This is a genomic window from Prevotella sp. oral taxon 313, assembly GCF_003043935.1.
Lineage (GTDB): Bacteria > Bacteroidota > Bacteroidia > Bacteroidales > Bacteroidaceae > Prevotella > Prevotella jejuni.
This window is the reverse complement of sequence record NZ_PYXE01000001.1, coordinates 3,157,992-3,173,473: the sequence shown is the minus strand read 5'-3', so window position 1 is coordinate 3,173,473 and position 15,482 is coordinate 3,157,992. Positions and strand designations below refer to the sequence as shown.

Sequence of the window (15,482 nt, the reverse complement as noted above, 5' to 3'; positions counted from 1 at the left end):
TCAAGTATGAAATACCTACTTCGACCACTCCTGTTCATGGCCCTCATCTCCCTTACGGGCTGTTTGGACGAAAACAGCAAAGACCGACTTGACGAGCAACAAGTCTACACTACAGACAAAGACGTGTATGTCAATGCTGTTGCAACCTTATATAATTACATTGGCGGCGACAAAGACAGTGAAGGACTACAAGGTACCTATCGGGGTGTGTACGACTATAATACGTTCACAACCGACGAGGCCATCATCCCTATTCGTGGTGGTGACTGGTATGACGGAGGTTTTTGGATTGACTTATACACACACAACTGGGCCGAAGATAGCAAACCGCTCTACGACACATGGAAATATTTATATAAGGTGATCATGTTCAGTAATGATGGACTTTCTACTATCGAACGACATAAACAACTGCTGACTGACGAACAGTATAAGACTTATAAGGCAGAGGTTAGGGCTATTCGTGCCTTATACTACTATTATCTTATGGACATGTTCGGCAATATTCCCTTGGTAACAACGGTAAATGAAGATACTGAAAACGCTGAACAGGCAAGTCGTCCTGAGGTATATAAGTTCATTGTTAAGGAACTGCAAGAGGTCGCTCCCCTACTCCCTACAGGGCATAGCAACCATGCTGGCGTGTATTATGGACGTGTGACACGCTCTGTTGCCAACTTCCTCCTTGCTAAGTTAATGCTTAATGGTGAGGTCTACTCTGATGCCGATTGGACCGACAATCAGCGTCCTGATGGTAGGCAAACTTACTTTACTGTTGACGGTCAACAGATGAATATATGGCAAGCCTGCAAGTATTACTGTGATAAGGTGACTGCCGATGGCTTCACCTTAGCCCCAGACTATCTTAGTAACTTCTATGTTCACAATGAGGATTCACCAGAGAATATCTTTATCATCCCGCTCGACAAACACCTTTATAAGAGTCAGTTCCAGTATCTGTTCCGCTCTCGTCACTACGCACATGGCGGTGCCTTTGGTACAAGCTCTGAGAATGGAGCCTCAGCAACCGTCTCAACTGTGAGGACTTTCGGCTATGGTACCAGTCATGTAGACAATCGTTACGCCTACAACCTCTACTCTGACACGGTTCGTGTAGACGGGAATATCATCCGTTTGGAGAATGGTCAGCCGCTTGTCTATGTACCACTTGCAGTAGAGCCAACCCTCACAAACAGCCCATATATCAAGACAGCAGGGGCAAGAATGGCTAAGTATGAGGTGGACCGTACCGCCTTTAACGATGGTAAAAGCCCTGATAACGACATTGTTCTCTTCCGTTATGCTGATGTGTTACTGATGAAGGCAGAGGCCGAAGTACGCAATGGAGAGAATGGTGATAGGGAACTTAACCTCGTCAGAAGTCGTAGTGGAATGGGCTACAGAACAGCTACCTTGGATAATATCTTGGCCGAACGCCTTATGGAACTGATGTGGGAAGGCTGGCGCCGCAACGACCTCATCCGCTTTGATCGCTTCCATCAGTCCTACGACCAACGTACTGCACCTGCAACAGAAGCCGACCGACATACGATTGTCTTCCCTATTCCTTCACGCGCATTAGACCTCAATGAAAAGCTAAAACAGAATAAGGGGTATCAGAGTTAATGATTACCTTTCGCCTGTCTGACAGCTGGCTGCCTCTACCTTTACAATGTAGAGCATGCTGTTTCATCATCGACACAAGGAGCGATACCCCCCTATTCCACTACAAGGGAATATCGGGAAGAGGGCAATTACCCCTATATTGCAAACAAGAGTAGTATAAACTAAAGAACGCAGAGATAGACCATTCCGTCTTTCTCTGCGTTTTCTTTATGACTAACTTGTAAGAAAAGATAGCTTGTATGCCTCACATAGAAGGCCTGTCAACCCTCTTGACTTAGCAAGTCTACAGTCATCAGCTTATCCTCCCTTCCCTCCTTTGGATAAATAGGGGGGTGGGTCTTTACATATCCTCTTGGAACAATGGGTCCTCAGGCACAACCATGATAGGCTTCTGCTGGGCAACCTTCAAAATATTCTCTGGTACATACTTATTGTCAACAACCAGACGGAAGGTGTATTCATTGAACCAAGGATTACTCATAATCAAGTAACCATTCTGACCATAAGAGGCACTCCAAGAGTTCTCAACCTTCCATTTCTTAGGCTGACCGTTCTCATCTAAGTCTACTGCCGTAAGTGTCATCGCATGCGTAGAACCACTGTCAAAGGTCGCTATGCGCTCTGCCTTGTTCATTGGGAAGGTCGTTCCAAAAAGTGTCCCATAGTCATAGTTATCCAAGTCAAGGTAACCACGCTTGCGATCGAGCTGCTTACCAACATCATAACTGGTGTACATCTTCGTCGAATCCTTCAAAGAAGCAATCGCCATCTTTGCTATCTCCTCCATAGGGAGGTTCACATACTTCCAGTTATGACCATCGTAGGTGTGGCGATCATACTCTATCTCGTAGGTCTTATAGTAAGGACGACGAGGGTCATTCATGGCCATAATGAACGTACCATTAAGTGGTCCGCCCACCGTTTCTTTATAGAATTGCTGTGGAGTATAGGTCTTTGCCTTACCAATCTGCTTGCCGTTCTTATCCTTAAAAGCAAAGGTAAACGTCTTCACAGGCTCGCCCAAAGAAAGTGAGAGAATATGATAGATACTTCCCAACATCTCTGTCTTGCGTGCCTTAATAGCTGCCTTCGATTTCTTTTCAGCTACCATCTTACGTAATTCCAGTCCATACTCACGTAGTTTTGACGACACTATCCTTGCCATACGAGAGGTGTTTTCAGCAGAATAGGTCTCTTTCATTGCTTCCATTGGTACAACACCATACTTCTCAACCAAGTCTGACACACCGCAGAACGTACCGCCATCGCTAATAGGATTCTTAAAGAAGAACTGCACACGTGGGTCGTCTAAGGGCTTATTCGCATTGTCTATCACCCCCTGTAACATCAGGTTTGCCTTCTCTAACTGGTCATAGAAAGAGAGGTAGACGTGGGAGAACTCCACCTTCAGTGTGTCCTTATGCTGACGAGCAAAGTTGGCACGTAACACATTCAGACCCGTGAAGAGCCAGCAACGCCCAGAACTCTTCTGGTCCTGAATGTTCTGCTTTGGTGTCTCCACGCTGAAATAGGTATCTACTGGTCCTGAATTACGGAAGTTATAAGCAAGGTCGTCAATCGAATTTGTTGCGATAGCATTCGCCAGAGCACGGTCGGATGTGCCCAAACCTGTCTTCTGTATCTGCTGTAACATCTGCGCATCAATACCGCCATCTTTCGTCTGTGCTTGAAGTGAAAGCGCACAACTCAACAAGCCACAGGCAATAATAATATTCTTTCTCATTGTTTTCTTAATAATATTAAGGTAAAGAGTTACTAATAAAATATACTCCACAAAGATACTATTTATTTCCCATTGTGGTTGTAAGAAAGCTCGAAAAACATCAACAACACTGATAATTTCTACCCAAAAAAGAGGGGATCACTATTTATTTTCATGAAGATAAAGATTTTTTTTCACGACAAGAAATATTTTTTTTCATGATGATAAATATTTATTTTCATGAAAAAAATTTCGAGGACAAGGATAAACCATGAGAATAAAAGCACTCAAAAGGATGCTTACAGTCCCACCTTATCTCGCACACTTAGCACTTTCTTGCACGTTGTTTTCCCTTGGATAGGAGGGAACACATGGAGAGGAGATAGCCAAACATAACTCTTTTGACAAGCCTTTTATGCCATTTTCTATGTAAAACATTTGCGTATATTGTTTTTTTTTACGAATATTGCAAATGCAAATAAGCGACTGATGAAAGTCGCACAAACTAAAAACAAATCTATGAAGAAAATCTTATTGAGTCTGTTTCTTACTGTTGTCTGCTTATCAAGTTATGCACAGCACTTTATAACAGACCCTAATTTCAGACAAAAAGTAGAAAGCGCATTCCAATCCAAGATGAAGGTTATTGGAAAGAAGTTCTATAACACCAAGGGACTTCGGGTGTCTCCAGAGGAGGAGGAAGCCCTCCACTTCCTGTATGCTTACATGCCTATCGCTGACGCAACAGACTATCCTACGGCCTATCATCTCAAGAACATACGCACAGCCTTGCGTACAAGGACGTCGATGCCATGGGGAAAGAAGGTGCCTGAATTGCTTTTCAGACATTTTGTTCTGCCTATGCGTGTAAACAACGAACCACTCGACAGCTCACGTGCTATCTTCTATCGTGAACTAAGCGAGCGTGTGAAAGGACTCCCGATGAAGGATGCTATCCTTGAGGTGAACCACTGGTGTCATGAAAGAGTTACCTACGAGCCTTCTGACGCACGCACTTCTTCACCACTACAGTCTATCCGCACGGGACGTGGACGCTGTGGCGAAGAGAGTACCTTTACGGTAGCTGCCCTCCGTTCTATCGGTATTCCTGCTCGTCAGGTATATACTCCTCGCTGGGCACATACGGACGACAATCATGCTTGGGTGGAAGCTTGGGCAGACGGCAAATGGTATTTCTTAGGCGCTTGCGAGCCAGAGCCAGTACTCAACCTTGCCTGGTTTAACGAGCCAGCATCACGTGCTATGCTCATGCACACACGTGCCTTCGGCGATTATGAGGGTCCCGAGGAGGTGATGCTACGTACCAATAATTTCACCGAAATTAATCTCATCGATAACTATGGCAGTACGTCAAAGATTGATTTTAAGATTGTCGACAAAGATGGTAAGCCTGTTGACAACGCAAAGGTAGACTTCAAGATTTATAATTATGCCGAGTTCTACACCGCTGTGTCTAAGTACACTGGTACTGATGGAACAACCTTCCTCTCTGCTGGTAAGGGTGATATGATTGTCTGGGCATCAAAGGATGGACAGTTCGGGTTTGCTAAAGCCACCTTTGGAAAGGATAAGTCAATCACCATCAAACTGGATTATAACGAACAGAACATGCCAAAAGAGGCCGACCTCGACATCGTTCCGCCTGCATCAAATACCACTCTACCGGCTGTAACCAAGGCACAGCGTGATGAAAACACACGTAGACTGACCTACGAAGACTCTATTCGTCATGCCTACATTGCTACCTTCCCTACTGCAGAATCAATGAAGAATTATCGTTATTCAGCTGCTACACCTTATATAATAAAGGCTCGTGGTAACTGGAAGACCATCAAGGCGTTTGTAGAGAAGTATGCTAATCAGCAGGAAAGAGCCCTCCAATTGCTCAGCACATTGAGCGACAAGGACCTTCGCGACATGCCAATGTATATCTTAGAGGATAACATGAAGGCAAAGAGCAGCCAACTCTCTCCACGTGTTGAGAGTGAAATGATACTCACACCATTCAAACAATTCTTTGAGAAAGCCTTTGCAAAGGAGGCAGCAAGTTTCCGTAAGAACCCTGCTCTATTGGTAGACTGGATTAGAAAGAACATCCGCATGAACCCTAATACTCGTGCGATGAGAATCCCACAGACCCCAAGAAGTGTGTGGGAGAGCCGTATCACTGATAGCCGCAGCCGTGATATCTTCTTCGTGGATGTAGCTCGCAGTCTCGGTATTGAGGCTCGTATGGACCCTGTAGCATGGAAGATTCAGTATAAGCAAGATGGTAAATGGGTGGATGTTGACTTTGATGCAGCAGATCAGCAGACTGCTAAAACTGGTAAACTGATACTGACTTTCACTCCTGATGGTTTCCTCGATGATCCTAAGTATTATAGCCATTTCTCTATCAGTAAGATTGTTTACGGACAGACATGGCTGATGAACTTCGACGAAGGACAAGTTGACATGGGTGGTGGTGCTACTTGGTCGAACACCTTTAAGAACGGGGCTACACTCGATGAGGGCACCTATATCCTCGTGACTGGGCAACGTATGGCAGATGGCAGTGTACTTGCTCATAGCCGTTTCTTCCAGATTAAACCAGGCGAGACGACCACTCTTCCACTCGATGTACGCCAAGAAAGCGAAGGTGTGAAGGTGATTGGTAGCTTCAATAGTGAGGACTTATTTGATAAAGACGGCCAGAACGTTTCTATCCTAAGTCAGACAGGACGCGGATATTACGTTCTCGGTGTTTTAGGTATCGGTCAGGAACCAACGAACCATGCGCTGCATGATATTGAGAAGATGAAGGATAAACTCGATAAGTGGGGCCGTCCATTCGTCTTACTCTTCAAGAATGAGGCTGAAGCAAAGAAGTTCCAAGCACAGAAGGGTGAGTTCCCTAACCTCCCTGCAAAGACTATCTTCGGTATTGATAAGGATGGAATTATTCAGCAGGAGATAGTGAAAGAGATGAAACTACGTAATACTGAACAGCTACCAATATTTATCATCGCTGATACCTTTAACCGTATTGTCTTCCTTTCTCAAGGATATACAATCGGACTGGGTGAGCAACTCGTGAAAACAAGTAGTAAACTTTAAATAAGGAGAGAGAGGAGTTAAGGAGTAAAGGGGAGTTAAGACAACACTATTTGTTAGTGTGATATATGATTGTTTATTGTCTGATATATTACATTATATAAAAGTATTGTCTTAACTCCCCTTTACTCCTTAACTCCTTTAACTCCTCAAATAATCCAACATGAAACGAAGTGATTTTGAGATAGAGATATGTGCTAACAGCGTTGAAAGCTGTATAGAAGCACAGAAAGGTGGGGCCAATCGTGTAGAACTCTGTATGGGTATTCCCGAAGGAGGTACCACTCCTTCTTATGGTGAGATAAAGATGGCAAGGGAAGTGTTGACTGATACTCGCCTACATGTCATCATCCGCAACCGTGGTGGAGACTTCCTTTATACCGAACAAGAGCTTCAGCGCATGGCTATGGATATTGACCTTTGTCGTGAGTTAGGTGTGGATGGTGTTGTCTTTGGCTGCCTGACAGCTGAAGGAGATATCGACTTGGCTGCCAACAAGTATCTGATGTCACATGCGAAAGGGATGAGTGTGACCTTCCATCGTGCCTTTGACCGTTGCCGCGAACCAGAGAAAGCCTTGGAACAGATCATTGCACTCGGCTTTGAAAGAGTACTTACATCTGGACAGCAACCTACTGCCGAGAAGGGTATTCCCTTACTCCAACGATTAAACCAGTTGTCAAATGATCGTATAAAAATCATGGCTGGTTGTGGTGTGAACGAAAAGAACATCGCTCGCATACGCCAAGAAACAAGCGTACCAGCCTTCCACTTCTCTGCTCGTGAACCACAAACAAGCCGTATGACCTACTCCAACCCCTCCGTATATATGGGTGCTGAGGGTGCTGATGAAGACACTATCATGTTAACAACAGAGCGTAGAGTAAGAAATACGATAAATGCTGTGATAGGAAAGATTGGGCAAGATTAATACCTATCAATTTTTCAAATAAATTGTATTTAACAAAAACAAGTACGAGAATTATTGAAAATTTACGTGGCTTTTAAGTATATTACAAAAGAATAATAAACTCTTTAAAATGAGAAATAAGATGGATATAAAAGTAGAATACAAGGATAAACAAGGGAATGTTACTAATCCTGAATACAGCCTATCAGGACTTGCATTTGTAAAGCATTTAGCATGCGCAGGAATGCATTATGCGCCAAGAGCACAAAAATTGTTGCGAATAATCAGTATGTTTTTACACTATAACCCATATATGCAACGACAAGCATTTTATAATAACAGGTTTTCAGAACCTCCAATTTGCTTTTCAGATCCAACAGAGAAAGGGCAGTTTTCTAATCTTGCAGGTAAGGCAATTGCTGATTTCCTGTCTAAAAAGATTAATGGTAGTATATACACGGTGAATTATGAAGCCGCTATGCGAATGCATATCCCACCTATTCCATTATCTAATAATGGCAAACAAGTTAAAAGACCAGATTTACTTGCCTTTAGTAAGGATGAATGTTTTGCTATTGAGGCAAAAGGATACTCTTCGGGAGGATGTGCTAATATGAAAAAACATAAAGCACAATCTATGGCAGGTGGTATCAAAGTTAATTTTTCTATTGCATCAGTTTCATATAACTTATATAATGAAGTTAAATGCAAGTATCACGATCCTTTCAATGATAATATACCTTATGATAATGAATTATTAAAGCGACTAACAAAGAAATATTATAATGGTTTATTAGACTTTTTGAATCCAGAATATTTTAGTTATAAGAAGGTGAAAATACAAGGGGAGGAATTTTATGAAGTTACTCTTATTAATAATCTTCTTAGAAACTATTTCATAAATATTCCTTTTTTCCCCTTTGAATGGCTTGAATATTATCAACCGAGTATTATCATACCTATCAACATTTTAGAATATGCAGAAAATGGCATTACAAATGAAATTGAACCTTTTATTTTTGAGAGCAAAGAGCAAATAGGAGATACATATATAGATAACGATAGAATAGGAATACGAATAAGAGGATATCACCTTTTATAAATTAGTTTGGAGGAGTTAAGTTCTTGTCAAGCCTTTAGATGAGTATCGAGCCAGTATGACAAAAACTTACTCCATAATAGATATAAATTTAATAGGAAGTTACGTAGTAAAAGAGTGTAACAGTGATGATAGCAAATTTAAGAAGGTATGCAAAAGTTTTAAAACGAAGTCTTATTATTTCTTAGATGAAGTAATGTTCTTACTATGCCTAATTTGTAGGTAGAAAGGGGAGGTTTGAGAAGTAATAGAACTCTGATAGGGTGAAACTTATTATGGCAAGAGTTTGTCAAGAGTGTTCCGTACTTTGGTGTTTATGGTTAGCACGCCTTGTGCTCAGTGTTAGCACGAGGCGTGCTAACCGTAAACACGAATTGTGATGACAGTTGTAAGTCACATAAAAAGGGTCTTGTAAAAGCAAGATAATAGGTAGAAAACGGATACTATTCAGCCTTGATATGAAAGACCGAGTGTGAAGTAGTATATATACAATCTGAAAGTTGCTGTCACTCCTATCACAACAAACCACACCGTAAGTAGCTTATTATAAGATCTTTATCACAAATGTTAAAAATGACAGCAACTAAAAACAAAAATAAAATAGGGAAAATAAGAATACAAAAGTCCGCTCTATGACTGCTAATTGGTGTGACATATCTCCGAAGGAATCTCCCCTTGATATGCCGTCTATACTAAACCGTCTAACTGTTTCTTAAGTTCTTTCAGCTGATCGCGCACAGAAATGAGCGTCTCCATTACCTTTTGACTCTTTTCAACACCATTCCTATTCTCCTGCAACATCTTGCGCGCTGCAGCAATCTTAAAGCCACGCACCTTGACAAGATTGTAAATAACCTTTATCTGTTCAATGTCCTTCTCCGTATACTGGCGCACACGATTGCCCGTCGTCTTAGGACGAAGGTGTGGAAACTCGGTTTCCCAGTATCTCAACAGACTCTCCGTAACGTTCATCTGCTGTGCCACTTCCTTGATAGAATAATACAGTTTGCGCGGATTCTCTGCCATGTCTTAGTAACTTTTATATCAATTATTTACACTATCTTAGGTCTGAAAGGAAAGACTACGCCCACCTCTAAAAGAAGTTTTTACGTATTCAGCAGCCTAATTGTTTGCAAAAATACTCAAAAGTCAGTATCTTTGCAACACTTTTAGGTAGAAAAATTGAATTAAAAATAAAATAAAGATGATGACAGCAAACGAAATCCGCGACTCTTACTTGAAATTCTTTGAGTCGAAGGGACACGTTATCGTACCGTCTGCCCCTATGGTTATTAAGGACGACCCTACGCTGATGTTCACTAATGCTGGTATGAACCAGTGGAAAGATATTATCCTCGGAACAAAGGATCCAGAGCCTCGCCGCCGTACAGACTCACAGAAATGTCTACGTGTAAGTGGTAAGCACAACGACTTGGAAGAGGTAGGTCGTGATGCAGCTCTTAGCCACCACACCATGTTCGAGATGTTAGGTAACTGGAGTTTCGGCGACTATTTCAAAGAAGGAGCAATCGACTATGCTTACGAATACCTTGTAGACGTACTCCATCTTGACCCAAAAGACCTCTACGTAACAGTCTTTGAGGGTGATAAGAACGAGGGTATCTCACGTGATGATGAGGCTGCAGGCTACTGGGAGAAGCACTTCCCAAAGAACCATATCGTCAATGGCAACAAGCATGATAATTTCTGGGAGATGGGTGACACTGGTCCTTGTGGTCCTTGTTCAGAGATTCATATCGACTTCCGTTCGGAGGAAGAGAAGGCAAAAGTGCCTGGTGAAGAACTTGTAAACAAAGATCACCCACAGGTTATTGAGATATGGAACATCGTATTCATGCAATTCAATCGTAAGGCTGATGGTAGTCTTGACCCATTGAAGATGCATGTTATCGATACAGGTATGGGCTTCGAGCGTCTCGTTCGTCTTATACAGGGCAAGAACTCTAACTACGATACAGACATCTTCGCACCAGTTATTGCAGAGATTGAGAACCTCTCTGGTAAGAAATATAACCACACTTTCCCAGAAGGTCCTAATGGTGAGGGTGTCAACGAAGAACAGAAAGTAGACATCGCCATGCGTGTTGTTGCCGACCATCTTCGTGCTGTTGCATTCTCAATTGCTGACGGTCAGTTACCAAGCAATGCTAAAGCAGGTTACGTTATTCGTCGAATCCTTCGCCGTGCCGTTCGTTACGCTTATACTTTCCTTGGTCAGAAGGAAGCTTTCATGTATAAGTTGCTCAACGTGTTGGTACGTGAGATGGGTACTGCATACCCAGAACTCACTGCACAGCGTGAGCTGATTGGTCGCGTGATGAAGGAAGAGGAAGACTCATTCCTTCGCACATTGGAAAAGGGTATCATGCTCCTTAACGGTGCAATGGATGAGCTAAAGGCACATGGTCAGACCCAACTCGATGGTAAGGAGGCTTTCCGCCTCTTCGACACCTACGGTTTCCCACTCGACCTCACCGAACTTATCTGCGCAGAGAACGGATATACCGTTGACGAGAAGCAGTTCAACGAGGAGATGGAACAGCAGAAAGCACGTGCGCGCAATGCTGCCGCTGTAGAGAATGGTGACTGGGAAGTACAGCGTGAAGGCGAACAGGAGTTTGTTGGTTACGACTACACAGAATATGAGTGCCACATTCTCCGTTACCGCAAGGTGACTCAGAAGAAGAACAGTTTCTATGAACTTGTACTCGACTATACTCCTTTCTATGGTGAGATGGGTGGTCAGGTAGGTGACCAAGGTGTACTTGTTAGTGAGGACGAGACTATTAATGTCATCGATACCAAGCGTGAGAACAATCAGAGCGTACACATTGTTAAGGAATTACCAAAGAACCTTGAGGCTGACTTCATGGCTTGTGTTGACACTGAGAAGCGTGACGCTTCAGCTGCCAACCACACCGCAACTCACCTTCTCGACTATGCTTTGAAGCAGGTTCTCGGTGAGCATGCTGAGCAGAAGGGTTCATACGTAAGTCCTGACACCCTCCGCTTTGACGTTTCTCACTTCCAGAAGATTACCGATGAAGAACTTCGTCAGGTAGAGAAGCTTGTCAATGAGATGATTCGTAAGGATTATCCAATGGACGAGCATCGTGATACGCCAATGGAGGAAGCAAAGAAAATGGGTGCAGTAGCCCTCTTCGGAGAGAAGTATGGCGACAAGGTTCGTGTTGTTCGTTTCGGTCCAAGCTGTGAGTTCTGTGGTGGTATTCATGCCACATCAACTGGCCGCATTGGTTTCTTCAAGATTGTTAGCGAGAGCAGTGTAGCTGCAGGTGTACGCCGTATCGAGGCTATGACAGGTGAAACATGCGAGAATGCCATCTACTTCCTTGAGGACACTTTGCGTGACTTAAAGGCAATGTTCAACAATGCTAAGGACCTCAAGGCAGTTCTCTCTAAGTTTGTTGAGGAGAACGACCACATGAAGAAGGAGCTTGAGAGCTTCCGTGCACAGGCCGTTAGTCGTGCTGCAAAGAACATGGTGGAGCGTGCTGAGACTGTAAATGGCGTACATGTTGTGAAGGCAGTATTACCAATCGATCCAGCTTCAGCTAAAGACATCGTCTTTAAAGTGCGTGAGGCATTACCAGAGAAGCTCGTTTGTGTACTCGGTTCAGTACATGAGAATCGTCCTCTTCTATCAATTATGCTCAGTGATGACATGGTAAAAGACAACAATCTGAATGCTGGTAAGATTATTCGTGAGGCTGCTAAACTTATCCAAGGTGGCGGTGGTGGTCAACCACACTACGCTCAAGCAGGCGGTAAGAATGCCGATGGAATAAGAGAGGCAGTGGATAAAGTGATTGAACTAATTAGCTTATAATGCTATTAAATACAAGGAATAAGGAGAGCTTTCGGCTCTCCTTATTTTTTTATTTACCTATTTCTCTCGAATTATTTACATGAAAAGAAAATATTATTTACGTGAAAAGAAATATTTATCTTCATGAAAAAAAATATTTTTTTTCATGAAAATAATTCGGGAGCAAAGAACTATTCGCCTAAAATCAATCTGCTGCTTGGCGAACAGGCATGCTTTTAAGTATGCTACTTATTCGTAAATTTGTTCGCTTATAAACTCGTTTTCCGGTTTACTTGACATATCGTAGACACGCCTATTCGTCAACTTCTCAACCATAATTCTTGCCGCATTATCAGGTGCTACCTCGTTACCTAATCGTTCACGAACAAGTTGATAATCAGATAACATACGTTCACGCGAAGGTTGACCAGGAAGAATCCGATACAACTCGTTGGCAATATTGCGAATTGAGAAACGATCAGCAAGAAGTTCTTGCACAATCTCCTTATCGGCAATAAGATTGACAAGCGAGATAAAACGCACCTTAATAATATGCTTAAAAGCAAAGCGAATCAATTTAGGGACTGGCGTTTCATAGCAAACAACCTGTGGAACATTTAGTAAAGCAGTCTCAAGCGTTGCTGTACCACTGGTAACAAGTGCCACAGTGGCATGTGCAAGTAGTTCGTAAGTCTGTGTTTTCACCATCTTAGCCTCACTGTTTTCTAAGAACCTCTTATAGTAACTCTCAGTGATAGAAGGTGCTGCGGCAACCACCATCTGATAATCCTCAAAATGGCGAGCAGCCTCAAGCATTGAAGGAAGATTATCCTTTATCTCCTGCTTTCGACTACCAGCAAGGATGGCAATAATAGGTTTAGAAGATAACCCATTACGCTGACAGAACTCGTCTTTTGACTCCGAATAAACATGGAGAAAATTATCAACTTCCTCGGCAGTCGGGTTACCTACGTAATTTATTTTGTAATGATGTTTCTTTTCATAGAAGGCCACTTCAAAGGGAAGAATAGAGAACATCTCTTTTATATCACGCTTGATAGCCTTGATACGCCACTCCTTCCATGCCCATATCTTCGGTGAGATATAATAATAGACAGGAATACTTGTATTCTTCTTTACAAACTTTGCGATACTAAGGTTAAATCCTGGATAGTCAACGAGGATTACAGCATCAGGCTTCCAACGCATGATATCTTCCTTACACATCTTCATATTCTTGAAGATGGTAGGCAGGTGTAGCAATACGGGAACAAATCCCATATAAGCAAGTTCACGGTAGTGTTTCACCCGTGTACCCCCCACTTTTGCCATCAAGTCACCTCCGAAGAAACGAAACTCAGCCTCAGGGTCATACTGCATCAACGATTGCATAAGGCGTGAGGCGTGTAGGTCGCCAGATGCTTCACCAACTATCAGGTAATACTTCATAACATCAAAGAATTAAAGAGATTCCCATGATTTCATCTTGTCGAGCACTTCATAATCCGTCACGTCAATCTTTGATGGCGTAACAGTCACATATCCATGTGCCAATGCCCACTGGTCATTATCCGTCGCATCAGGTTCGTCGTTACGATAATGCCCTGTCATCCAATAGTAATCGAAGCCACGAGGATGCTTACAAGCCTCAACCTCTCTTGTCCAACTACCCCAACCCATACGGCAAACCTTCAGTCCTGCAAACTTCTCGACCTTAGGGAAATTCACATTTAGGCAGACACCTTTTGGCAGACCATCAGCAAGAACTTTCTTGACAATAAGTCTTACGTAATCACGTAGGTAAGATAGGTCGGCATTAGGATCGTAATCACAACTTGAAAAGGCAATAGAAGGGATATATTTCATACACCCCTCATAGGCAATACCCATCGTCCCGCTGTAATGATTATTGACTGATGAATTATCTCCATGATTGATACCTCCCAAGATAAGGTCAGGCTTTCGGTCAACAAGAATACGGTCTAACGCCAGTTTCACACAGTCGACAGGCGTACCCGAACATGACCAAACCTCACAGTTAGGGATATTATTCCGTTTCTTCAACAGCAGATAGTCAACCACCGAAAAAGCACATGAGAAACCCGAACGCCCCGCTTCAGGGGCACAGACAACAATTTCTGCAAAATCAGAAAGAAATGAAACGAGTGTACGAATACCGTTAGAGTGATATCCGTCATCGTTAGATATAAGTATGAGTGGTCTCTTAGAATTCATAAATTTCACTTTGTTTTCAGTGCAAAAGTACGAAAAAAGGTTTATAAAGCCCTCTAATCTCATATAAAATATGTATCTTTGTAGCCTAATAAACGTATAGGATTAAATAGAAAAATGGGAAAGATTATCGCACTTGCCAACCAAAAAGGCGGCGTAGGAAAGACTACAACCACCATCAACCTGGCAGCTTCTTTAGCAACACTTGAGAAGTCTGTCCTTGTGATTGATGCCGATCCGCAGGCTAATGCATCGAGCGGTTTGGGCGTAGATATCAAGGAGGTGGACTGTTCTCTTTACGAATGTATCATTGACCATGCCGACATAAAAGATGCAATCTACACCACTGACATAGAAGGATTAGACATTGTTCCGAGCCATATCGACCTTGTTGGAGCTGAAATTGAGATGTTGAAGCTTAATGGTCGTGAGAAGGTTATGAGCAATCTATTGGCTCCAATCCGTGACGAATACGATTACATCTTAATAGACTGTAGTCCGTCACTCGGTTTGATTACCGTCAATGCGTTGACAGCAGCCGACTCAGTCATCATTCCTGTGCAGTGTGAATATTTTGCATTGGAGGGTATCAGCAAGCTGTTGAACACCATTAAGATAATCAAGAGTAAGCTTAATCCGAAGTTAGAGATAGAGGGCTTCCTGCTGACGATGTACGACAGTCGTCTGCGTCTTGCCCGTCAGATCTACGATGAGGTAAAGCGCCACTTCCAAGAGTTAGTGTTCAGGTCTGTTATCCAGCGTAACGTGAAACTCTCTGAGAGTCCGAGTCATGGTTTACCAGTAATCCTCTACGATGCTGACTCTACGGGTGCAAAGAATCATCTGAGCCTTGCAAAGGAAATCATTGAAAAGAATAAGAAATAAAGAGAGGATAGGAATGGAGCAGAAAGGTGGACTTTGAAACCAA

Annotated in this window: 10 protein-coding genes; 6 read left to right on the top strand and 4 right to left on the bottom strand. The window is 42.8% G+C overall.

Going from position 1 to position 15,482, the window contains the following annotated elements; translation table 11 throughout:
- The first annotated feature begins 6 nt into the window (after nt 1-6).
- Complete coding sequence (locus AXF23_RS12375) at nt 7-1,626, top strand: RagB/SusD family nutrient uptake outer membrane protein (RefSeq protein ID WP_107625511.1); 1,620 nt, start codon at nt 7-9, stop codon at nt 1,624-1,626.
- Between the two features lie 340 nt (nt 1,627-1,966).
- Here the strand turns inward: AXF23_RS12375 and AXF23_RS12370 are convergent, their stop codons facing one another.
- Nucleotides 1,967-3,370, bottom strand: a complete 1,404-nt coding sequence (locus AXF23_RS12370; RefSeq protein WP_042856070.1) for a C1 family peptidase — start codon at nt 3,368-3,370, stop codon at nt 1,967-1,969.
- A gap of 498 nt (nt 3,371-3,868) precedes the next feature.
- Between AXF23_RS12370 and AXF23_RS12365 the strand changes: the two genes are divergently transcribed.
- The 3 genes from AXF23_RS12365 (at nt 3,869) to AXF23_RS12355 (ending at nt 8,475) form a co-directional block, all read left to right on the top strand.
- On the top strand, nt 3,869-6,466 hold the full coding sequence (locus AXF23_RS12365; RefSeq protein ID WP_107625510.1) for a transglutaminase domain-containing protein: 2,598 nt from the start codon (nt 3,869-3,871) through the stop codon (nt 6,464-6,466).
- A gap of 160 nt (nt 6,467-6,626) precedes the next feature.
- Nucleotides 6,627-7,394 carry a copper homeostasis protein CutC gene (locus tag AXF23_RS12360; RefSeq protein ID WP_107625509.1) on the top strand — a complete coding sequence of 256 codons (768 nt, stop codon included), beginning with the start codon at nt 6,627-6,629 and terminating at the stop codon, nt 7,392-7,394.
- A gap of 121 nt (nt 7,395-7,515) precedes the next feature.
- Complete coding sequence (locus AXF23_RS12355) at nt 7,516-8,475, top strand: hypothetical protein (protein WP_107625890.1); 960 nt, start codon at nt 7,516-7,518, stop codon at nt 8,473-8,475.
- Nucleotides 8,476-9,159: 684 nt separating this feature from the next.
- Here AXF23_RS12355 and AXF23_RS12350 read toward each other — a convergent pair.
- Nucleotides 9,160-9,498 (bottom strand): MerR family transcriptional regulator, encoded by a 339-nt coding sequence (locus tag AXF23_RS12350; RefSeq protein WP_089367224.1) that lies wholly within the window; start codon nt 9,496-9,498, stop codon nt 9,160-9,162.
- A 178-nt stretch (nt 9,499-9,676) separates the two neighbouring features.
- On the opposite strand from AXF23_RS12350, the gene alaS reads away from it, so the two are divergent.
- Nucleotides 9,677-12,343, top strand: a complete 2,667-nt coding sequence (gene alaS / locus AXF23_RS12345) for an alanine--tRNA ligase (protein WP_107625508.1) — start codon at nt 9,677-9,679, stop codon at nt 12,341-12,343.
- A 228-nt stretch (nt 12,344-12,571) separates the two neighbouring features.
- On the opposite strand, the gene lpxB is transcribed toward alaS, so the two are convergent.
- The gene (lpxB, locus tag AXF23_RS12340; protein ID WP_107625507.1) at nt 12,572-13,771 is read right to left on the bottom strand and encodes a lipid-A-disaccharide synthase; all 1,200 of its coding nucleotides are present in this window, start codon (nt 13,769-13,771) and stop codon (nt 12,572-12,574) included.
- Nucleotides 13,772-13,783: 12 nt separating this feature from the next.
- Nucleotides 13,784-14,557 (bottom strand): 5'/3'-nucleotidase SurE, encoded by a 774-nt coding sequence (gene surE, locus AXF23_RS12335; protein ID WP_089367221.1) that lies wholly within the window; start codon nt 14,555-14,557, stop codon nt 13,784-13,786.
- A gap of 114 nt (nt 14,558-14,671) precedes the next feature.
- Between surE and AXF23_RS12330 the strand changes: the two genes are divergently transcribed.
- Complete coding sequence (locus tag AXF23_RS12330; RefSeq protein WP_009011441.1) at nt 14,672-15,439, top strand: ParA family protein; 768 nt, start codon at nt 14,672-14,674, stop codon at nt 15,437-15,439.
- Nucleotides 15,440-15,482: the final 43 nt, after the last annotated feature.